General features: G+C 34.8%; 20 protein-coding genes. 5 read left to right on the top strand and 15 right to left on the bottom strand.

The window, feature by feature from the left end; all coding sequences use genetic code 11:
• Positions 1 to 1,044 carry an AI-2E family transporter gene (locus JG734_RS02065; RefSeq protein WP_201333383.1) on the top strand — a complete coding sequence of 348 codons (1,044 nt, stop codon included), beginning with the start codon at positions 1 to 3 and terminating at the stop codon, positions 1,042 to 1,044.
• Here JG734_RS02065 and JG734_RS09475 read toward each other — a convergent pair whose 3' ends face one another.
• From JG734_RS09475 to hemB, 11 genes are all read right to left on the bottom strand, one after another.
• Positions 1,045 to 1,170 (bottom strand): hypothetical protein, encoded by a 126-nt coding sequence (locus JG734_RS09475; RefSeq protein ID WP_255531395.1) that lies wholly within the window; start codon positions 1,168 to 1,170, stop codon positions 1,045 to 1,047.
• A complete protein-coding gene (gene lgt / locus JG734_RS02060; protein ID WP_201333382.1) occupies positions 1,163 to 1,981 on the bottom strand; it encodes a prolipoprotein diacylglyceryl transferase in 819 nt (272 codons plus the stop codon). The genes JG734_RS09475 and lgt overlap by 8 nt, the downstream gene beginning before the upstream one ends.
• A 43-nt stretch (positions 1,982 to 2,024) precedes the next feature.
• The gene (locus JG734_RS02055) at positions 2,025 to 3,497 is read right to left on the bottom strand and encodes a methyl-accepting chemotaxis protein (protein ID WP_201333381.1); all 1,473 of its coding nucleotides are present in this window, start codon (positions 3,495 to 3,497) and stop codon (positions 2,025 to 2,027) included.
• 69 nt (positions 3,498 to 3,566) lie between these two features.
• On the bottom strand, positions 3,567 to 4,316 hold the full coding sequence (locus JG734_RS02050) for a carbonic anhydrase (protein ID WP_201333380.1): 750 nt from the start codon (positions 4,314 to 4,316) through the stop codon (positions 3,567 to 3,569).
• A 38-nt stretch (positions 4,317 to 4,354) separates the two neighbouring features.
• A complete protein-coding gene (locus JG734_RS02045) occupies positions 4,355 to 5,629 on the bottom strand; it encodes a (Fe-S)-binding protein (protein WP_201333379.1) in 1,275 nt (424 codons plus the stop codon).
• Position 5,630: 1 nt separating this feature from the next.
• Positions 5,631 to 8,201, bottom strand: coding sequence for a RecB-like helicase (locus JG734_RS02040; RefSeq protein ID WP_236587031.1), 2,571 nt, complete (start codon positions 8,199 to 8,201; stop codon positions 5,631 to 5,633).
• A 5-nt stretch (positions 8,202 to 8,206) separates the two neighbouring features.
• Entirely contained in the window at positions 8,207 to 10,399 is a 2,193-nt protein-coding gene (locus tag JG734_RS02035; protein ID WP_201333377.1) for a PD-(D/E)XK nuclease family protein, read from the bottom strand.
• Positions 10,396 to 11,763 carry an oxygen-independent coproporphyrinogen III oxidase gene (gene hemN, locus JG734_RS02030; protein ID WP_201333376.1) on the bottom strand — a complete coding sequence of 456 codons (1,368 nt, stop codon included), beginning with the start codon at positions 11,761 to 11,763 and terminating at the stop codon, positions 10,396 to 10,398. Before hemN ends, JG734_RS02035 begins: the two co-directional genes overlap by 4 nt.
• Entirely contained in the window at positions 11,764 to 12,261 is a 498-nt protein-coding gene (locus JG734_RS02025) for a DUF2603 domain-containing protein (protein ID WP_201333375.1), read from the bottom strand. It abuts the gene before it with no gap.
• A complete protein-coding gene (gene argF, locus JG734_RS02020) occupies positions 12,262 to 13,188 on the bottom strand; it encodes an ornithine carbamoyltransferase (RefSeq protein ID WP_201333374.1) in 927 nt (308 codons plus the stop codon).
• A 32-nt stretch (positions 13,189 to 13,220) separates the two neighbouring features.
• Complete coding sequence (gene hemB, locus JG734_RS02015; protein WP_201333373.1) at positions 13,221 to 14,186, bottom strand: porphobilinogen synthase; 966 nt, start codon at positions 14,184 to 14,186, stop codon at positions 13,221 to 13,223.
• A gap of 64 nt (positions 14,187 to 14,250) precedes the next feature.
• Here hemB and ribA point away from each other — a divergent pair, with 64 nt between their 5' ends.
• From ribA to JG734_RS01995, 4 genes are read left to right on the top strand one after another with little or no spacing between them, the layout of a single operon-like run.
• Positions 14,251 to 14,814: a GTP cyclohydrolase II gene (gene ribA / locus JG734_RS02010; protein WP_201333372.1), complete on the top strand. Its 564-nt coding sequence runs from the start codon at positions 14,251 to 14,253 to the stop codon at positions 14,812 to 14,814.
• 9 nt (positions 14,815 to 14,823) lie between these two features.
• Positions 14,824 to 15,363 carry a 16S rRNA (guanine(527)-N(7))-methyltransferase RsmG gene (gene rsmG / locus JG734_RS02005; RefSeq protein WP_201333371.1) on the top strand — a complete coding sequence of 180 codons (540 nt, stop codon included), beginning with the start codon at positions 14,824 to 14,826 and terminating at the stop codon, positions 15,361 to 15,363.
• Complete coding sequence (locus JG734_RS02000) at positions 15,353 to 15,553, top strand: PP0621 family protein (protein ID WP_201333370.1); 201 nt, start codon at positions 15,353 to 15,355, stop codon at positions 15,551 to 15,553. Before rsmG ends, JG734_RS02000 begins: the two co-directional genes overlap by 11 nt.
• The gene (locus JG734_RS01995; RefSeq protein ID WP_201333369.1) at positions 15,550 to 15,918 is read left to right on the top strand and encodes a hypothetical protein; all 369 of its coding nucleotides are present in this window, start codon (positions 15,550 to 15,552) and stop codon (positions 15,916 to 15,918) included. The genes JG734_RS02000 and JG734_RS01995 overlap by 4 nt, the downstream gene beginning before the upstream one ends.
• On the opposite strand, the gene JG734_RS01990 is transcribed toward JG734_RS01995, so the two are convergent.
• The 4 genes from JG734_RS01990 to JG734_RS01975 all read right to left on the bottom strand — a co-directional run bounded on the left by JG734_RS01990 (position 15,895) and on the right by JG734_RS01975 (position 21,805).
• A complete protein-coding gene (locus JG734_RS01990; protein WP_201333368.1) occupies positions 15,895 to 16,899 on the bottom strand; it encodes an alanine racemase in 1,005 nt (334 codons plus the stop codon). The two genes, JG734_RS01995 and JG734_RS01990, sit on opposite strands and share 24 nt — an antisense overlap.
• Before the next feature lie 248 nt (positions 16,900 to 17,147).
• On the bottom strand, positions 17,148 to 17,735 hold the full coding sequence (locus JG734_RS01985) for a hypothetical protein (protein WP_201333367.1): 588 nt from the start codon (positions 17,733 to 17,735) through the stop codon (positions 17,148 to 17,150).
• 159 nt (positions 17,736 to 17,894) lie between these two features.
• Entirely contained in the window at positions 17,895 to 21,197 is a 3,303-nt protein-coding gene (locus tag JG734_RS01980) for a hypothetical protein (RefSeq protein ID WP_201333366.1), read from the bottom strand.
• Entirely contained in the window at positions 21,194 to 21,805 is a 612-nt protein-coding gene (locus tag JG734_RS01975) for a hypothetical protein (protein WP_201333365.1), read from the bottom strand. The genes JG734_RS01980 and JG734_RS01975 overlap by 4 nt, the downstream gene beginning before the upstream one ends.

Genomic DNA, 21,805 nt, shown 5'->3' with positions numbered 1-21,805 from the left:
ATGAAACCGATACACTTTTTAGGCCTTTTGCTCTTAGTTGTAGGATATTTTCTCTATCAAGTCTTCTATCCCTACATTTCTCCTATTACTATAGCGATCCTTTTGGCTCTTGCAACATTTAAAATCCACCTCTTTTTTGCCCATAAATTCAGTTCTCGTTTCATTCCCTCCCTCCTTAGCACCCTCCTCTTGGCCATTATCTTCTTTGCACCTATTATCTATATCATCACAAACGCTGCAACGTTTGTGACAAAGATAGATTTCTCTTTGATGGTGGAGTCTTTTGAGCACCTCAAGCAGTGGCTTGCAGAATTTTTGGCTGAGCATAAAACATTTTTTGGTGGGGTGGATATGCAGAGCTTCACTGCTAAAATAGACGCAAACTCCATCATCAACTCAATTGTACAAACTGCTACATTTTTAGGAAAAAAGAGTGCAATCTTTCTCAAAGATACAGTATTGATCCTTATTTTCTACTTCTTTGCCAACTTTTATGGCAAAGATCTGCTTCTTTACTTCCAAAAAATAATTCCTCTCAAAAAAGAAGATAGCAAAACAATCTTTGAAAATCTTGCAGGTGTGCTAGGTGTAGTGTTTAACTCTATTATTGCTACTGCAATCTTTGAAGGATTTTTGTTTGGTATCATTGCGCAAATTTATGGCTATAATGGACTTGTATTTGGTATACTCTACGGGTTTGCTTCACTTATTCCTGTCATTGGTGGAATTATTATGTGGCTGCCTCTCTCAATCGATCGCTACTTTCATGATGATACATCAGGAGCGATAGTCATCGCACTCTACTCTATTATTGTCATCTCTATTATTGCAGATACTTTTATCAAACCAATTATTATCAAATATATCGATGATGTGATGATTGAGGAGTCCCATGTGAAGATCAATGAACTCCTCATATTTTTCTCAATTGTCGCAGGACTCTCTAGCTACGGCTTTTGGGGTATGATCATAGGCCCTGCTGTAGTAGCTCTGACAATTAGTCTCCTCAACCTCTATCCAAAACTGGCACAATTCAAGGAGTAGCTACTCCTTTGTTATGCGATCACGTCCTCTCTTTTTGACATACTTGATCACAAAATAGGGAAATACAGCCAATATTATCATAAATACAAATGTTGCATAGAGCCCTATCATATGCGTATCACTCATACACCCTCCTTTTTGATAGATATATCCATAAGATTGTGCTTGCTCCCATCATTACAAGTGAAAGTAGCTGCCCCATCGTCATCCAACCGCAGCAGATAAATCCCAGTTGAATATCTGGAGCTCTGAAAAATTCAGCTAGAAAGCGAAAAAGTCCATATAAAAATCCATAGAGGATTATAAGCTCCCCATCAAACCTCTTTCTCTTACGATACCAAAAAAGGATAGCAAAAATTACTAAACCCTCCAAAAATGCTTCATAGAGTTGTGAAGGATGGCGCAAAACTCCTCCCACATAAATACCCCATGGCACATCGGTAGCTCTTCCGACAAGCTCTTGATTGAGAAAATTTCCAATACGCCCAAAAATATATCCAAGAGGTACAGAAACAGCCACGATATCAAGGAGCAGCCAGAAGTTTTTGTGGTACCTCTTGGCATAGAGATATGTAGCAAGCAAAAAGCCAATAACTGCACCGTGATAGCTAAATCCACGTATTCCTACAAAATGACCATTGAGGAAAGGGTTAAATATTTGCCATGGATGTGTAATATAATATGATGTGTGTGGATCATAAAAAAGAATATAACCTAATCTTGCTCCAAGTATTACTCCAATCTCTGCGTAGATGAAATAGGTATCGAGCTCTTTTTTTGTAAATGGCAGCTTGTCATGGCGTACGAGCCACTCAGCAAAGAGTAGTGCAGTAATGAGTGCAAGAAGATACATAATCCCGTACCAGTGGACGGGTATACCAAAAAGATTGAATGCTACAGGATTAAAATGTTCATAGATATGCTGCCAATACTCCATCGCCAACCTTGAATTAAATTCAAGGAATTATAGCGAAAAGAGTTTAGGCAGCTTTTTTGGCGACTTGTGGAGTACTCGTGAGGCTTTTCTCATATGCTTCGAGGAGTTGATCAAGAAGATTGAAAAGATTTTCGGATGTGGCTTCGAGGCGTTGAAACTCTTTATAGATATCATCTTGATGGGTCATTATGAATTGTTGGAAATCTGGTCTTTGCACAAGCTCTATAATACGTTTAGAATAGTCATGGATCATCTTGTGCGGCTTTTCTATTTGGTTATACGCTTCAAGCATGCCATAGAGTTTCTTACCCTCTCCATAGTACCATTTGCCAAAATCACAATGCTTCTCATCTGTATACTGCGTCTCTATTTTACCACTGAAGAAGTTTCTATACACTACACGATTTTTATAGATAATATGGTCGAGTTTGAATTTGGTAATGATGATTATATTTTGGATAAGATTTGCTAGAGTGGTAGTCTTTTGCGCATTGTCTGTAAATGCATCAATAGATGCACGGAACTTACTCAATACCACTGCTGATTCATTAGCAATCTGCTCCATTTTTGTAGAGTTATTTATGCTGTTTTCGCTCTCCACCTGGAGCTCTTTGAGAACCTCTCTTACATCATCAGTAGATTGCTGTGTCTTTTCTGCTAGTTTTCTTACCTCTTCAGCCACCACTGTAAAACCTTTACCCATCTCACCCGCTCTCGCAGCCTCTATGGCAGCATTGAGTGCCAAAAGATTCGTCTGGTCTGCTATATCATCGATAAGTTTGATGATGTTGTTAACATTTTCAGTCTTTCTGTTGAGCTTTTCTATCACAAGATGTGACTCTTTGACAATGTCTATGAGACTATTGAGTTTACTTACGATCTCATCGAGAGTTTGGGAGACTTCTTTGGAATTTGATGAGATTTTGTTGCTATTGTCTACAATATCTTTGACTTTGTTGATCGACTCCATAAGATCTCGCTTAATAATAGCAAGACCACCTGCAACACCTCCTCCAAGTTGTCCCACTTTTGAGTTAAGCTTTTCTCTTTCTACAAACTTCTCTTTGACCATCATATTATCGACAGAGGCATTGATTGATTCAGCAATATTTTTAAAAATTCCTTTGTATTTTTTTTCGTTGAGTTTTGTGAAGTTCTTCTCTTCGAGGCTTTTGAGCACGATATTGACATCAGTCAAAAATCCCTCTACCTGCTCCATAAACCCCATGAGGTTGTCAAACATCTCCTTGAGAGTTCCTGTATCATTTATCTTCACATCATATTTAAAAACTCCACCTTTTGCTTTTTGCAAGACATAGGAGATTGCATTGAGAGATTTCCGAATATCCATTACACTCAAGAAGATCACAATAGCACAAATAAAGTTGAATATATTGATGACAAAAATACCGTTGAAACCATTTTTATATACTTCATAGCCTAACGAAATTGAAAACAATACAATGGAGAGAATGTTTGCATATTGTATCTTTTGCAAAGATGATATTTTTGCCATTGCCCAGCCTCTTTTGTTTTTATCTATTATCGAAAGGCTGGGACAATTATTTAGATGCAAAGAGTATTTTTATTTTAAAATTACCCTTGCATGGAGAGGTTGTGTTGGGCGATTATTATTACCCATCATTGCATGCATCTTTGCAATCTGCTCTTTGGAAGCCTCAACAGGATTTTTGAGCACTATCCAACGAACACCTTCAGTACATGGAGGAGTAGTAAAAGATCCATCATAGCGGTAGTAGTCTAGTTTTTTTGGAAAAAAGTCTCCGGGATTAAACATCTCTTTGAGATTTTTCTTGTTTCCTACTTTTGGGTCCAAATATGTCAAAACCTTTTCGAGGGCACTATTTTTCTTTCCCTCTTTAAACATCAAAGCAATAACAAGATACTCTCCATCTTTACTTTTGTGAACAAAGTGCCCTTCCATTGGGAAGTGTTTGCCATTGAGAGTATTCTCGCTAGGAGTGTGGAAGTGGTATTGCATGAGCTCAAATGGTATGCCATCTACCACTACTTCATTTTTACCACTTGCTGTTACTTTAATAGTATGACCATTATTGACCACCTCTTTGCTAATACCAGCATAGGTGATTTGTAAATCTGGAAGTTTTGCGTCGATAAATCTGTTCATATTAATAGGAGACTGATTGACACCAAGTTTACACATACGAAACTTTGGATCTATCTCACCCCAATGTATAGGCCCTTCACTGCCTTTATAGCTCCAGTGCTTATGCTCTGCATGGTGTCCTGCACCAGTCACTCCTGCAAAGAGGAGTCCAGAAGCCAATCCTGCCATTATGATAATTTTTCTCATAGTCTACCTTTTTTGTTTTAATTATATAAACTAAATGATTAATCGTCTTTTAATGCATCGGCTATTAGTTCCAACGGGTTTTTAAACACCACATTGCTCTTTGCTTGCACCAAAGCATTGCTAATCTGCACCCTACAGGCGCTACACTCTGCTGCCACCACCTCTGCACCACTTTGCTCAATCATGGCGGCCTTTGGCTTACCTGCAGCTTCAGCGAGATGATACTTTTCAGTCTGTATAGTCACTCCTCCAAACCCACAGCAGCGGTTGGGATCTTCCATCTCTTTGATTGTAAAATTTTGCGCCAGGAGCGCTCTTGGCTCTCTCCAAACCCCTTGCACTTTACGCGCGTGGCATGGATCATGGTATGTCACACTTGTTGGCAACTTCTTACCTTGCTCTTGCAAAATTTTCAAAAGCGGTGTCTTTTCGTAGAGCCATTGTGTAGCTATGAAAATCTTCTCATTTAACTTAGCAGCTCTTTTTGCCCACTCTTCTTCACCTCGATTGCGGAAAAAGACCTCCCAATCATGCTTGATCATCGCACTACATGTAGCCTCTGGTACTATAATCGCCTCAACCTCATCGATAAAACTCTCAAAATACTCTATGTTTCTTTTTGTAAGATATGCAACAGTATCAAAATCTCCTGTGAAATAGGCTGGAGCCCCACAACATAGCTGCTTTTTAGGAATATAGATTTCATATTCGAGAGCTTTGAGAATATCTACGAGGCTATCACCAATTTCGGTGTAGTTGTAGTTTGCCAAACATCCGATAAATATAGCGACCTTTTTCTGTTTTCCTTCATTGAGATGCTCTGGATATTTATTGAGAAAGCTCACACTCTTCATAGATGGGAGCAATCGCCCTTTTTTGAGCATCGGAAGATTAAATTTAGCTAGTAGCCCCCGCCCTTTTGGATCAGGAGATAGAGCACAGCTTTTAAAGACAAAACCAAGTTTACTAAAAATATCCATCATCTTGCGATGACGCAGTAACCAAAAAAATGCCCTCTTATACCAAGCGATTCCATATTTTTGAGCAATATCTGCACGTACTTCTTCAATTATCATATCAGTAGGGAGAGAGTTAGGACATACATCTACACAATTGGTACACAAAAAACAGCTCTCAAAAATATCTTTTGCTGTTTTATCGAGATCGAGTTCACCCTTTTGATAATCTCCCAAAAGCTCTATAAACCCTCTAGGACTTGTTGTTTCATCTGGATTTATTTGATGAATTGTACATGTAGGGATACATTTACCACATTTGATACATGCATCGCTTACTTTGGTATATTCAAACACTTTAGACCTTTTTCATTAGTTTTTGATCTATATAATAAAGATACCCCTGGCATGGCTGTCCTGTAATCATCTTTATTGCCTCTTTATAAAAACTTACCTGCCTTATATATCCACTCTCATCTGCAGGCCGTACACTCTTGTAGTCAATCACCACATAACCACTGTCGGTACGAATAAGCAAGTCAATTATACCGAGGCGCTGTTTGTGCACAAAGGGAATCTCTTTGTAAAACTCTCCTTTAAAGTGCTTTTCAATATCATCTTGTACACTTTGTATAATCTGGTCGATATCATCAACATCCACAAAGACTTTATAACGAGATTTGACATAGTCAACTCCAATTTCAAAACCTTTATGGATAGCCTCACCTTTGTAAATTGCAGCATACTCATTAGGTTTATACTCCTGCTCTTCTATAAACTCCTGTTTACCATAGTAGCGAAGAGGCAAAGAGAAATCTTGCAACTCTTCATAAGAAGAGGAGTCATTCTGGGGAGAAATTACTCCTCTTTTGGTAGTGTGCAAAAAACCAAATCTCCTGCTTTTTGGCTTTTTGATAACTATAAGGGAATCGATCGCTCTTGTAAGAGCTACATAAGCTACATTGTGCAACTCTTTTTGCTCTTTTTGTTCAGCCTTTTGTAAAATTTCTTTATATCGTACATCAAATTCTTCTCTACCCTTTTGGCGCAATATTAGTTTTTGCAAAGTAATATCATCATAGTCAAAAATTACTTTTGGATATTTTGGCTTATCTAGTCCTAAAACATCAAGGACTATAGTATGCTTGAAAGCGAGACCTTTTGATTTATGAATTGTAAGCACTTCAATATGTTGCATACTACTTGGCATTTGAGTAGGAAGCTCTTCGATATAAAGCAAAAACTCCTCGATATCTTTATATGCTACCGCTTCTTGCATGAGTGTGAGTGTAGACTCATCCCACAGCTCATATCTGTCACAGATTTTGCGGATCAACTGTACAGGTTTTTCAAGTTCAAAATCTTCAATATTCTCTTCGCCTGTAATTGAGCAAAAGTGAAAAAGTGCCAATGTATTGGTATTATCTTTGAGATATTTAATAGCTTCTATTACTGCTCTTGCAAAGGGCTGATGGATCACAAGCTTTGAAATGCTCGTAGAGGCTTTGAGACTAAACTTCTCTTCCAAAAATTCTGCAACTTTTAATACATCATCATTGCGAGGTACAAGAATTGCGATATCTTTACTTGCTACACCAGCTTCAAGCAGCATATGCAGTTTCTCTTCTAGAGCTAGCAGAGTTTCATCACTTTCTACTACTTCTACATATCCTCCCTCTTTTACACTTTTTTGCTCTAAATCAAACTCCTCATTTACATATGCCACAATGTTTTCTCTGGAGCGATAATTGATATCAAGCTCCTCAATTTGCATGTTATAACGGTTTGCTACATAATCAAAGAGTTCAGGCTTTCCTCCACGAAAGCCATAAATCGACTGCTTAATATCTCCTACATAGAAGAAACTGCGAAAATCTCTGCTTCCACTTCCAGCTGCTATCTCATCAACTAAAGGTTCAAATATTTTCCAATCTTCCACCGAAGTATCCTGAAACTCATCGATCATTATGTGAGCCAGTTTACTATCGAGACGAAAATAGAGAAAATCTTTAGCAATTGAGTGCTGTAAAAGATCATATGTGATATGCTTGATATCTGTAAAAGAAAGAAGATTTTGCTTTGTAATGAAAGCGAGTTTAAGTTCTTTGTAGCGAGAATAAAACTTGTATAACAGTGAGAGAAATACCGATTCACGATATGCAAAATAGTATGTTATTTCCCGTTTGAGTTCTTGGAATTCCTGCTCTATCACTTCACATCTTTTTACACCTGGTATTTTACAATTTTCTTTTTTGAGATATGCTCTAATCCCATTTGATGTATAGAGAATTTTATCTATATCATCAGTTTCATGATACTCTTTTTTCTTTGCATCACTGCCATATATCTGCACATGGGCTACTATTTTATTATAAAGATCGATGATTTTTTGCGTATTATCTTGCAAAGGATCTGGAGGCGGAGGAAGTTCTTTATCTTTTTCATAAAGAGTAGTAAAAAACTCCTCCACTTTTGCACCATACCATAATGCAAATGAGATAAATTCGTGATATTCTCTCTCATTCAACTCTTCTAAAAATTGCTCAAAAATTTCACATTCACCGATTTCAAAATCGCTTGCAACTCCACCATAATAAGAAAACTTCCGTAAAATTCTTTGTACAAAAGAATCTATTGTCATAATAAGTAAATCATCACGTAAAAATTTTGCAAAAACTTTCTCTTTGCGCTGATTAATCTCATCAAGAGTAAGTCCTGTGATATGTGAGAGGTTTTGTGCTAATTCTTTGTCTCTTTCAAGTTTTTGCAAAAACTCTCCTATACGCTCTCGCATCTCATTGGCTGCTTTGTTGGTAAAGGTAATAGCGAGTACATCATAAGGTGTTGCTTCCATGAAGAGTTTGGCAAGATAACGCAAAGCCAATGCATAGGTTTTACCTGTACCTGCACTTGCTTTGAGTGCTAACATCTCTCTCACACTTCACCTCTACAGCCGAATTTAAATTGACAATAACGACAATATGCTATATCATCACTCTTTCTTGTAATACACTCTACTCTTTCCAAAGCCTCTTTCAAGAGACTTCGACTTTCTTTAGTATCCACTTTTTGCAGTTTTGTATTGCGCAGATCCCAAAAATAGACCTCATCACTCTGCCAAATATAGCTATAAAATTCAGCTTGAAGTTTTGCAGTGTCTTTGAGGTAGTGATTAAGATAGTTCCTAGTATTATTTGTTTTATAATCGTATATAAATATCTTGCCATTATGTTCTATCAAGCGGTCTACACGCGCTTCAAGTACAATACCATCCAGCTCGCGACTTGCTTTTACTTCAGTACGGATTTTCCCGCGTAAATTGCGAAAATCTGCAGTAGCAAATTTTTTGAGCCTTTGATACCAATCTACACTGAGATTATAGCGCTCCTGGCGTGAAGTACCTTTTAATAATGCTTCCCAAATAAAAGTAAAATACTCCTCTTCAGATCTGGGAGTTCTCTTGATAGCTTCCTCAATAGCTCTATGGATTGCTATACCTTGATAACCTTTCTCGTTATCCCGAATTCCTTGATGATAGCTCAGATAATAACGCAGAGGGCATTTAAGTAAAATCTCAAGCATTGTTGGTGAAAGCTTTACTGGCTTTGGAAATGTCTCTATTTTTTCATAAACATGCGGAGCTTTAGAAAATCTATAAAGCACACTGCTGTAACTTAGCTTCTCTTCCCTTTTTTCAAATGGCAACTCCCACAAAAAGCGGCTTGCATCGCTCTCTTCATTTTTTACAAAACTCACTACTGCTCTTTTAGCTGTAGCAAGAAGTGTATAGTAGTAATGCTTTTGAAGCGACTTTTTCTCTGCGGTCGTTGGTAATTTTGCATGCCTTCTTGTGGTACTATTCAAAAAGGTATCCTCTTGCGAAAGTTTTGGCACTACCCCTTCATTAAAATCAGCAATGATCACCCCATCAAATTGTGTTCCCCTACTTTCCAGCACCTCCATTACTGTTACTTTACCGCCACGAATATCATCAAAACGTAAATTTTGTAGTCTTCTTAGCAGCAGATGCAAAATCGCTTCAAAAGAGAGATCAATATGATCAAGCATCCTCTCAAAACGAAAGAGATCTTCTTCAATAAGGCGCTTTTCCTTGTCATTTGCATGGGCAAATATAAACTCTTTGAGATCATGCCAATTTGTAATATTGCGAAACTCCTCTACCTCTTCTTGGCGAAGTTTTTTTGCAAACTCCTCTTCTTGGAGATAGAGATATTTATAAAGAGCCTCCAATTTGCGATATAAAGGCGAATAGATAAAACTCTCTCCCATACTGAAATTAAGATTATTAAGTCTATCAAAACTCTCTAGATACTCCTTGAAATCAGCTTGAGGTACAATCACTACTATGTTTTGTGGATCGATTCCATTTTGGACAAACTCTTCAATCTTGGCAAAAATATAGTTACACTGTTCTATACGTTTGGGAAAGGATTTGTATGCAAGAGTTTGTAATATAGGGTTATCATCCTGGACTTTTTCAACCTTGCCATTTTTAATGATGTAGTGCCCAGGCTCTTCTATACCAAACATTTTCCTTGCAAGAGGAAGATTGAATCTACTCGCCCAAAAATCTATTGCTAAAGGCACCTTTATCTGTTCAATAATCTCCCTATCAAATTTGGTCAAATATCCTGCAAGTTTAATAGTAATATCCTCAAACTGGTCAAAATATTTATGATTAATTTGATACTCATCCAATACGATAATATCAGTAAATCCTTTAGCATGAAGTAGCTTTTTGTAGTTTTGACGAATCTCTTGAAGAATTGCAATATGCTCGCTATACTCTGCATAGGTATCACTCATCATGAGCGTTGCAAAATCGACTCGCTCCAAAAACATCTCTTTTAAAAAACTGTAGAGTGTTTCGCTCGCTTGCAAAAACTTTTCAAAGTTCTCATCAATTCCGAGTTTTGCCAAATCAACACTTTTGCAGGCTTGATAAAAATAGTAGTTGCGCAGCTCCTCATCCACAAATGCATAGTCGCTAAGAATTGCTCTATCTAAAAAATCACCAATTGTAAGGAGTTTGGGGAGGAGTTTTTGGGGATGGGAGGCTGCAAATTGGCGCAGCTCTCTTTGGGTAGTAAAGACAAGAAGTTTCATACCGTTTTGCTAAATACCTTTTTACCTTCACCATGCTTTTTCATATACGCATCAAAAGGCATGACGATATTGCGAATGAGAAGAGTTCCCGTAGGACTTACCTCAATTGCATGATCACTCAGCTTTACAAGGTCCTGCTCTTCAAACTCTTTAAGTGCTTGCAAAGCATCTGCAAAGTACTCTTTGAAGTTGATGCCAAACTCCTTTTCTATCCTTGGAATATCGAGCTTGAAGTTAGCCATAAGCTCCATAATGACAGCTTTTCGTACTCTATCATCAAATGAAAGTTTCACACCTCTGTGAAAGGGGAGCTTTCCGCAATCTATTGCCTCTTCATAAAGGTGCATCTCTTTATAGTTTTGGGCATAGTAATCTTCTCCCTCACCAATACTCGTGAGTCCTATACCTATTAAGTCTGCACCACCTTTGGTAGTATATCCTTGGAAATTTCGGTGAAGTTCTCCTTTCTCAATGGCACGAAAAAGCTCATCTTCAGGTTTTGCAAAATGATCCATCCCTATCATTTTATAGCCATGTGTTGTAAAAAAGTCAATAGTATATTTTAAAATGGCCAATTTTACATCAGGTGTTGGGAGAGTAGTCTCATCAATTTTGCGCATTGTCTTTTTAAGCCATGGTACATGGGCATAGTTGAAGACTGCAAGACGATCAGGATCGAGTTTGAGTGTAAGGTCAAGAGTCTCTTGAAAACTTTGCAACGTCTGATAAGGCAAGCCATAGATAAGATCGATATTGACACTTTGCATTCTATATTTTCGTGCAAGATCTACGGCATTTTTGGTGATTTCAAAACTTTGAATTCGATGGACGGCTTTTTGTACCTGTTCATTGAAATCTTGCACACCAAAACTTACCCTGTTAAAACCTCCCTTGGCTAACACCTGCATATGTTCTTCGCTCAAAAATCTTGGATCTATCTCACAGCTTACCTCTGCTTCATTGCTCCAGTTTGGGAAAACCTTCTTAATCTCTTTTATAATAACATCAAGCTGTTCAGGTGAGAAAAATGTAGGAGTACCTCCACCAAAGTGGAGCTGAATTACACTGCGAGAAGTATCGAGATAGCTTGAAAGAATGTCAAGCTCACGTTTGAGATAGTTTATGTAGCGCTCTTTTTTATCCTCTTTTGATGTAAAGACTACGTTACATCCACAAAAGTAGCACGCACTGCGGCAAAACGGAAGGTGAAAATAGAGTGAGAGAGGTTTGGAGCTATCTTGATTTTGCAGTTTCTCTATATATTCACCATATGTAAAATCCTCATTAAATTCTACCGCTGTTGGATAACTCGTATAACGAGGGCCTGGTCGAGAATATTTTACAAATTTTTCAAAATCTATCATCTACTCCCCCTGCATAGGTGGGAATTGGAAATCTTTGAGTCGCATAAAAAGATTTGGGTGATTTTTTTTGATATCTTTAACAAGCTTTTTAATATCAATATCGAGAAGATTTTTGTTTTTGCTCTCAGCTAAACGTTTTTGAATCTCATTCATTGCCACTACCCAAACATCATTAAAATCAACCGGAAGATTTTCTAGTATCGCTTTTTCAAGTTTGAGATTAAAATTCTCATAACGAGTATCATTGAGCGATTTTATCAGTTGCAAAATTGATTCGAGACTTGAGAGTACATAGACTTTGTCATCTTTACCTATCACAAACCATGGAGCACTGTTTTCCCAACTGCCTTGTACAAGCTCCAAAGTCTTTTTATTAGGGTCTTCAGTATCTCCTAAACGTACTACAGTCACATTAGCTGGATTTTCAATGCCAAGTTCTGTAGCCATTTTGTTAATGTGAGAAAGCAAGTTCTGTCCAGTTATTTTGATAGGTTCCACTTAGCTACTCCTTTTTCTATCGAGCCAAACCATAATACCTTTTTGTGCATGGAGTCTGTTTTCAGCTTCTGTAAATATCTCTTCTGCATGCTCTTCAAAAACATCTTCACTTACCTCATAACCACGGTATGCAGGCAGACAATGCAAAAAGATTGCATCATCCTTTGCTAACTTCATTAGCTCTTTTGTAACTTCAAATCCCTTAAAATCTTGAATTCGCTTCTCTTTTTCTTCCTCTTGTCCCATACTTATCCATGTATCAGTCGTCACAACATCAGCATCTTTGACAGCTTCTTTGGGATCGTGAGTCAGCTCTATTGTCGCTCCACTCTCCTTAGCAAATTTCAAAGCTTCTACAAAAATATGCTCATTTGGTTCATATCCTTTTGGCGTTGCAATTCGCAGTGTAAATCCTAGTTTGCTAGCAAGCATGAGCCATGAATGTGCCATATTGTTACCATCACCTATATAGGCAACTATCGGATTGTCGGCTTTGCCAAACTCTATCATCGTTAGATAATCAGCCATAAGTTGCACAGGATGATACTCATTAGTAAGTCCATTAATAACAGGTACTTTGCTATAGCGTGCAAACTCTTCAAGTTTAGCTTGTTCAAAGGTGCGAATCATCACCATATCACACATGCGGCTCACCACACGTGCTGTATCTTTCATAGGCTCTCCACGTCCCAGCTGGATATCATTTTTACTCAAAAAAAGTCCTATACCACCCAACTGGTAGATTCCAACTTCAAAGCTTACTCGTGTCCTTGTGGAGCTCTTTTCAAATATCATTGCTAGAGTCTGGTGCTCAAGATACGGCACAAACTCTTTGCGTTTAGTCTCTTCTTTGATTTGAATAGCTAGATCAATAATCTCTAAAATTTCATCTTTTGTATAATCTTTGAGTGTCAAAAAGTGCCTCAATTTATAGTTCCTTTTTGCGAATTAAAAGCTTATTATAGCAGCTTTGCAGCCTCTTTGGCATGATAAGTGATAATTATATCCGCACCTGCTCGCTTAAATCCGATGAGAGTTTCCATCATCACACGCTCATAATCAATCACACCAGCTTTTGCAGCCATTTTGAGCATAGAGTATTCACCGCTAACATTATAAACTGCGAGGGGAAGCATGCTTGCCTCGCGAATATCACGTACAATATCAAGATAGGCCAGCGCAGGCTTGACCATGAGGATATCTGCACCTTCAGTCTCATCCTCGATACTCTCCAAAATTGCCTCTCGTCTATTCGCCGGATTCATCTGGTAACTACGTCTATCTCCAAAACTTGGAGCAGATTCAGCCACATCACGGAATGGTCCATAGTAAGCACTTGCAAATTTTGTCGAATAGCTCATAATAGGAATATGACTAAATCCAGCCTCATCAAGTCCAGCACGAATCGCACTAATCATACCATCCATCATACCACTTGGAGCGATCATATCGGCTCCCGCTTTTGCGTGAATAATTGCTTGCTCTGCAAGGAGAGTCAGTGTTGCATCATTATCAACTGTTTGGAGTTTTGGATCGAGTACTCCACAATGACCATGGTCGGTATACTCACAAAAGCAAAGATCGGTAACGACAAACATGTCAGGATGAGCTTGCTTGATAGCTCGCACAGCTCTGGCTATAATCCCATGCTCACAGAGAGCTTCACTCCCAACACTATCTTTGGTATCTGGAATCCCAAAAAGAATAATTGCTTTGAGACCCAAAGCTTTAAGCTCTTCACACTCTTTGAGAATATTATCAATACTCATCTGATAGACACCTGGCATTGAAGCTACTTCGTTCTTGATCCCTTCACCACTTCTGACAAATAACGGATAAATAAAATCATGGATATCAAGTCTAGTTTCTTGGACAAGATTTCGAAGGACGGGATTGAGTCTGAGTCTACGAAAGCGTTTGAACATCATAATCCTTTATATATAATTGTTTGATATAATCTATTTACATTTTACCAAAAGAAAGAGAAAAATGGAGATAAAGGTTAGTGAAGTAGCCAATCTACCTACAAAATATGGGGATTTTCTCATTCAATGTTTTGCCGAGGGCTGCAAAGAGCATCTTGTCATTATGTCAAAAGAGCTTCCAAAAATTCCAGCTGTCCGCGTACATTCTGAATGCCTCACAGGAGACACTCTAGGCAGTAAGAAGTGCGATTGTGGAGAACAGCTAGAGTTTGCTCTCAATTATATCGCAAACCACGGCGGCATGGTAATATATCTGCGTCAAGAAGGCCGTAATATAGGACTGCTTAACAAAGTTAACGCCTATGCTCTACAAGATAAAGGCTATGATACAATTGAAGCAAATCATCAGCTAGGATTTAGTGCAGATGAGCGCACTTACGAAATAGTTGAATTTATTCTCGATTTTTACGGTATCAAAAAAATTAAACTTCTCACCAACAACCCCAAAAAAATAGAGAGTATCAAAGATGTAGCAATTGTGGAGCGTATCCCTATTAAAGTGGAACCAAATCCTCACAATGAAAACTATCTCAAAATAAAAAAAGAGAAAATGGGACATCTTCTCTAAAGGAATCATTTGGAAGAGAAACTTCGCACCTTTACACAAAAACTGCTTGAATGGAACAAAATTCATAATCTCACCGGAGCAAAGAGTGAGCAAGAAATTCAAAAAAATATTGAAGATTCTGTAGCCATTTTGCCACATATCCCTCAAAATGTAGAAAAGGCACTGGATATTGGTACTGGTGCTGGCTTTCCGGGTCTCATTCTTGCCATCGCCATGCCCCAGACCCATTGGACTCTGGCTGAACCTCGTAAAAAACGCGCAAGCTTCTTGCACTATATCAAGACACTTTTAGATCTTGAAAATGTCACAGTAGCAGATAAGAGAGTAGAAAAGATTGAGCCTTTCAAAGCCGACCTCATCACCTCTCGAGCAGTTACCAAAACAAAAGATCTCTTGGCTCTCGCTCATCCATTTATCAAAGATGATACAATTATAGTCTTTTATAAAGGGCAAGAAGCACCAAATGAACTTGAAGGTATTGAAAATTTTAAAATGATACAACATGGCAAACGCAACTACGTATTTATAAAGGGAAAAGATGCTTTTTAAAATACTCCTCCTTGCTGTAGTCATTGGCGGGATATACTATTTCTTTATTAAGAAAAAACCTCTGGAAGATAAAGAGACAGACATTATGGTCGAATGTGATCAATGTGGTACATTTGTAAGTAGCAAAGAAGCAATTATCAAAAATGGCAAATACTACTGCTCAAAAAAATGTGCAGGAGTCAAAACATGATAATTTTTGGCCATCCACATATTCCAAATCCATCAATTATGTTTGTAAAAAGCAAAGAAGAAATCGCACAAACACCAGCCAGTGCGATTGTGGCATTTGATTTTGACTTTGAGCTTTTGCGCTACTGCCAAGAAAACAACATCACTTGTGCAGCATGGATATCTTCCATCACTGAGGCAGTCTATGCAAATGCTCTGGAAGCAAAATTCTTACTCTGTAACCTCTCTTTGGCAAAAGAGGTACAAAAAGTAGCTGAAAATTATCTTTTCGATGCGAAAGTGATAGCCAAAATCGATGAGAGACTCATTGAAAAGGTAATTGAAGCAGGGATCGATGGAGTACTACTCACAAACTATACGAGGTAGACTCTGACTGAGTTTTACAAGCACTTCATAGCTAATTGTACCTATCTCTTTAGCTACCTTTTTCGCATCATCAAAAATACAGATCTCATCCTGCTCGCCCTCTACAATGATACTATCCATGCTCACGCGACCAAGTATCTTTCCATTAACTATGCTTTTTTGCGCACGGAAAATCCCATCTCCATAGCCAATATCATAGGCAGAGACTACCATATCCCGATCAGCCTCAAACACGCCTCCATATCCTACTCGCTGCCCTTTTTGTAATGATCTTGTGGAGAGCTTCTTTGCCCAAAGGGAGAGAACTGACTGCAAAGGAGGCAGATCAAAAATCTCATCACTCTCTAAATACCCATAGGCTGCGATGCCAACTCTTGCAAAATCATCATCTAACTTTTGCTTGCGAAAAAGCGCTGCTGAGTTGCAAGAGTGAAAAAGAGGCTGAAGTAGTCCATACCTTTTAACAAGCTCTAAACTTCTCCTTTTTACTTCATCAAAGATTCTTTCTTGCCAAAAAAGCTCGCTACTTAACTCATCTGCACTGCGAAAGTGAGTAAAAATACCTTTGAGATTAAGACCTCTTTTTTTGATAAGTGTAAAAGCCTCTTCCAATTCATCTGGCACAATGCCATTTCTATGCATTCCTGTATCAACTTTAAGCTCAATATTGGAGCCAGTGGGAAATTTTTTGAGATCTTCTAAGCTATTGATTGTATAGTGGAACTTCACTTTTTGCTGTGGAGCATCAGCTAAAATGAGAATGTAATCAAAAAGATTTTCTATTTCTTTAGCTTCAGCGGTATTCCTCACTACTGCTCTTTTAATGCCATATTCATTTGCTAATTTAGCAATCTCCAAAAGCCCATGGCCATAGGCATTGTCTTTTAAAACGATAGCTACTTTATCTTTACAGCCCGCTCTTTTGATGATAAGCCCTAAATTATGAAAAAATGCACTTTTTGATAGTTTTATATAACCCATGAGGGAATTGTAGCAAATATACAGACGAAAACATTTACATTATTTAATAAACTATACTGCTTATCCATCACTAACTCTTTTCTGCCTTGTATGAACGTATTATCACCTATGCAGTTAGGCGGGGAATCGCTATATTCTTACAAATTTTATATAGTTTCAAATAAATTAATATAATATCAGCAAATATATGGTATCAACGAATAAAATAATAAGAGATAATGAGAAAATTTATATTAAGTTTTCAATTTTTATTTTTTATTCAATAAATTTAACATTTTTTGTAAATAAAAACATCTTTTTATTTTGTGAAAACTTTCTAGTATGTAATAACTAATAAGTATGTTTATGGCAATCTCAATTAACAATACTGGAAACAATACACTATTAATCAAAAAGGCAAAATAAATTATTATATGGATTATTAATAAATACTTTACGATATTTTTTTTAAAATTTGAAATTTTGTTACATCTATGATTTTTGTTTTTAAGATAAAATATTAAAAATTCCCACTTTAATCTTTTTTCATTAGTTATATTTCCACTTAAGTATCTACCATTATCAAATACTCGTTCTCCATTTTTAAGTTTTAGTAATATTTCAAAATTTTTAAATTTACTTCGATAATATTTTATATCTTTTATTTGAATATCAACAATCTCGTTATATCCAATTTTTTTATTTAAATATATAAAATAGTTTTTAAATATTTTTATACTGCCTTGGATGAGGAATTTTTCATCAATATCACTATTTAATTTATGCTTATATTGAATAACTTCAATATTTAATAATATAACTGAAAAAGATATTGATGATAAAAGAAATTTTGACAACAAATTCTCATCAAGACCTATGAATATACCAAATAACCAAAAAAGAGTAGATAGAACAATTAAGCTTAATAATATTGAATCTGAATCTATTTTTTTTATGTTTGATAGCATCATATTATGTTGTTAAAGCTTTCATAATACACAATTTATTCTTTACTATTAAAATTGTTTCATTTTTATTATTTCAATATTACCCGTTTCCATAGCAACTAAAACAGAGTTTTTATCATAAAACGATATACTCTTTATAGAATTTATCGAAGGAACTATTTTTACAATTTTTTGTAATTTGTCATTTTTAAAAATATAGAGTTTATCTTTTGATGTTGCTACTATATAAGCATCATTTGCAATAACTTTTATAATATCATCATTAAATTTTTCTTTGTATACAACCTTTGAATTTTTAACTATTTTAATTATATTACTATTTATCCAAATAGTGTAATTTTTATATGTATTGACTAATGAAACTTTTATGTTATTCAGAACTTTTTTTAGTTTATAATTGTTTTGTAATTTTTCCAATTTATACAAAACATTATCTCTTGAAATGAGGTATATATGATGAAGCTTTTTTGTTAAAAATATAAGTTTTATTTTCTTATTAAAACTTTGCAAAACCTTCTCTTTTTTTAAATCTACAATATAAAGATTATTAAACGTTGCAAGATATAAGAGATTGTTTTGTATTAGACTTGTGGATAAAGTATTAAAAATGCTATTATTTAACGTTATTTTTTTTACTATTTTGCCTTTCAAATCTCTAAAAACAATATTTTTTCCCTCAAGCATCAAAATTTTATTATTATAAAAATCTATAAAATCGTTAAATTTACTCTTTTCAAATGAATAGAGAAGTTTTAGGTTTTTATTATAAATGTCAATTTCAGAAGTTTTGACAACTAAAAAGCGGTTTTTATATTTGACAATATTTTCAACACCAGCTTTTCCAACGGGTATCTGTTTTAGCTTTTTATTTTGATAGATATCAATTCTTTCGTTTTTATAAGTTACTATCAAATTATCTAAAGCAGTAAAATAGTAATCATCATATTTAAGAGGAATAGTAGCTAAAAGTTTTAGAGTTTTTATATCAAATATTTGAACCTTATCGTCACTTTTTACATAAATTTTATCTTTAAAAAGCTTAATATCTCCATCTATTTTTAAATGCTTTTGTTTACTGTTTTCTAAATTAATTCTGACTATTTCTCCAAAAGTATTACTTAATAGATAGTTTTTATATCTTCCAACTAAATAACCTTTTGCAAATTTTTTAACTCTTTTATTTTTTAGATCCACTTCATAAATATTTTCAAGTGAGCTAAAATAGAGTTTGCTATGATACATCTCGATCTTAGAATAGATTTTTTGATCAAACTCTATTGGAAACTTTGTTATTTTTGAAAAATTAACTTTGTCATAAATTTGTATAAAATATTTTTGAGGATATATACGCTCTAATGTTGCAAAAATGAGATCTCCAACAATATTGATATGTTTAACTTTCATTTTGTCAGGTAAAAGATCTATTTGAAGAACTTTAAACTCTTTATTATCTATTTTTAATATTCTACTATGGTCTGTTCCCAAAAAAATTGGGGAATCTTTATCTTCTTGGTAAAAACTATAAATTCTTTCATATTTTGGTATTTTTATAAAATCTGTAACTTTTTCATTTTCTACATCAAATATTTTTATCAAATTTGAATCATCAGATATTAAAAGATGTTTTTTATCTTTTAATATAAACACGGAAAAGAGTTCATCTTTAATATTTAAAGGATATTCTTCTTTAACATGAAAAATCTCATAATTATTTTTCTTATGAAAAAGCTTTTTAAAATATTGTAAATCACTCTTTTTTAAATTTACTGGTTTAATATTGTGATACAAACCATCTTTTAGAGTTCCAGTCAAGAGAAGTTTATTAGAAGTAGCGTAAAAATGTTTATCATCAAAAATAGCAAAATTTCTATTTTTATCTATTACCATTTTTGTAAAATATAAAATCTCTTTTTTGTTACAATTTTGAATATCTATTCCAGATAAATCCCAGAAATAGATAACTCCAGTTATATCAACTGCTACTGCCAAATCATCTTTTATATCAAAATCAACTAACTTTGTGGAACTTCCAAGAAGCTCAACCGCAATCTCTCCCGATTTTTTATAGATATAAAAGCGACCATATTCACCAATGCTTGCTATATAATCTTTATACCATTTTGCATCTATATGGTAGTAACCTTGAAGAAAATTTCTGATAATTTTGGAGTAAACTTTACTGTTTTTATATATAACAATTGTATCACGACTATTATAAGATGTATCAATTTTAAAAAGAAAATCTTTATTTTGGTAAGAGTTATGCTTTACTTTATTGATCGATTGTTCAATCGTAAACTTTTTTATATTAAATTGTAAAAAATAGCCTATATCAATACCATCTTTTTCAATGCCAATATAATAAGGTTTAAATATATTTGATTCGACATATAGATACGGTTTATTATTTATCTTTAAAACATTTCCATCTGCATAAGCAAATTTTACCTTGCCATCGATACTCTTATCTAAAAATGTATTTGCCATCGATCTATCTTTAACTTCTATTTTCTTTACAAGGTTCAAAAGATATCCACTTACAATATGGTAAAGATAAACAGCTCTATTACCACTAGCAAGGAGATAATTACCGTTGTGATTAAGTTTAAAAATGCCATCATCATGTGTGTTAAATTTGGTTATTTTGTTTAGTTTAAAATCAAACTCTTCTAAATTCCAATCTTTATTATATCCTGCAGTAAAAATTTTATCACCTATTACATCTATACTCCACAAATGATATCCGAGCTCTTTTTGAGCAATGATTTTTCCTTTATCTATATCAAAGATGACAACTTTCCCCCCTATTAAATTTCTTGTTACAAATACAATGCGGCTGTTGTCTAAAAATTTTACATCGTAAATATCATTATCAGGCAATATTTTATAAATTGGTATACGTTTAACTAATGTAAAATCTTTTAAAGAGTAAATATATAAAGAATCAACTGTAGCTGTTATAAATTTTGTATTATCTTTACTTATATCTATTGCATTGATGGTGTCTGAATGTTGAGGAATGGTTTTTATATGTTCAAGTGTAAAAATATTACTTTTAAAAATATAAATAGGAATAGGCTGATACAAACTCCCTGAAGCCAAAACATAATTATCAGTTGCTGCAACTGCATAAAAATTCCCATATCCTAACTCTTTATTGGCATAGTAAATAGTTTCATCAAAAGAGTCTTTATCCCAAATTCTAAGTGTTCCATCTCTTGATACTGTAATAATCTGGCCGTTGTGATAGATCATATCTGTTATATAAGAGGAGTGTGCTTTATCGTAAATCAAAAAATCTGCAAATATATTTAAGCTAACGAGAATTATTAAAAATAGCTTTAATATCAATCTATCACCTCTTTTGCATTAAGGTCTATTTTAATCCATTTATCTTTTGAATGAATAAAAAACTTATCTCCTTCCAATTTAAAATCATCCGCTTCAATATTTAATAAATAGTCTCTATGAAAGAGTGTTCCATACCATAAATCATATTTTTTCAATTTGAATAAAAGTATCTGTTTTGTAAAATATCTATTATCGATAGCTACATCCACAAGCCATTTCTTACTAATATAGATAGTATTTATTAAAGTCCTTTCTTTGAAGCCATTAAAATTACTAAAAAGTATTTTTCTATCATTACTTACAAAATATAAATCACTATCGCTTATAAAATGTAAATTGTTCCTATTTTTTTCAATAACCATTTGATAATTTTTATTTTTAAGTTCTATCTTTTTCAAATCTTCCTCTATCACATCTTGCAGTTTTTGAAATAACGATTTATTACTCATATCAAATTTAACAATCGATTCTGGCGAATCAGTAATAGAAAGCGAAACAATAGGATTTCTATACTCCTTGTATAAATAAAAAGCAATAATGAAAAATCCATAGATTAATAATCCCAACAATAGCTTATTTATACAACATACAGAATATTTTTCATTCAT

It is taken from the genome of Nitratiruptor sp. YY09-18 (genome assembly GCF_016593235.1).
Lineage (GTDB): Bacteria > Campylobacterota > Campylobacteria > Campylobacterales > Nitratiruptoraceae > Nitratiruptor.
Note: the sequence above shows the minus strand (reverse complement) of the source record. Positions and strands in the feature narration are given on the sequence as shown.

Bases quoted from the DNA above. Each gene is read 5' to 3' on its own strand.
- JG734_RS02065 (WP_201333383.1), top strand. From the start codon at position 1: ATGAAACCGATACACTTTTTAGGCCTTTTGCTCTTAGTTGTAGGATAT.
- JG734_RS09475 (WP_255531395.1), bottom strand. From the start codon at position 1,170: ATGAGTGATACGCATATGATAGGGCTCTATGCAACATTTGTATTTATG.
- lgt (WP_201333382.1), bottom strand. From the start codon at position 1,981: ATGGAGTATTGGCAGCATATCTATGAACATTTTAATCCTGTAGCATTC.
- JG734_RS02055 (WP_201333381.1), bottom strand. From the start codon at position 3,497: ATGGCAAAAATATCATCTTTGCAAAAGATACAATATGCAAACATTCTC.
- JG734_RS02050 (WP_201333380.1), bottom strand. From the start codon at position 4,316: ATGAGAAAAATTATCATAATGGCAGGATTGGCTTCTGGACTCCTCTTT.
- JG734_RS02040 (WP_236587031.1), bottom strand. From the start codon at position 8,201: ATGTTAGCACTCAAAGCAAGTGCAGGTACAGGTAAAACCTATGCATTG.
- JG734_RS02035 (WP_201333377.1), bottom strand. From the start codon at position 10,399: ATGAAACTTCTTGTCTTTACTACCCAAAGAGAGCTGCGCCAATTTGCA.
- hemN (WP_201333376.1), bottom strand. From the start codon at position 11,763: ATGATAGATTTTGAAAAATTTGTAAAATATTCTCGACCAGGCCCTCGT.
- hemB (WP_201333373.1), bottom strand. From the start codon at position 14,186: ATGTTCAAACGCTTTCGTAGACTCAGACTCAATCCCGTCCTTCGAAAT.
- ribA (WP_201333372.1), top strand. From the start codon at position 14,251: ATGGAGATAAAGGTTAGTGAAGTAGCCAATCTACCTACAAAATATGGG.
- JG734_RS02000 (WP_201333370.1), top strand. From the start codon at position 15,353: ATGCTTTTTAAAATACTCCTCCTTGCTGTAGTCATTGGCGGGATATAC.
- JG734_RS01995 (WP_201333369.1), top strand. From the start codon at position 15,550: ATGATAATTTTTGGCCATCCACATATTCCAAATCCATCAATTATGTTT.
- JG734_RS01990 (WP_201333368.1), bottom strand. From the start codon at position 16,899: ATGGGTTATATAAAACTATCAAAAAGTGCATTTTTTCATAATTTAGGG.
- JG734_RS01975 (WP_201333365.1), bottom strand. From the start codon at position 21,805: ATGAATGAAAAATATTCTGTATGTTGTATAAATAAGCTATTGTTGGGA.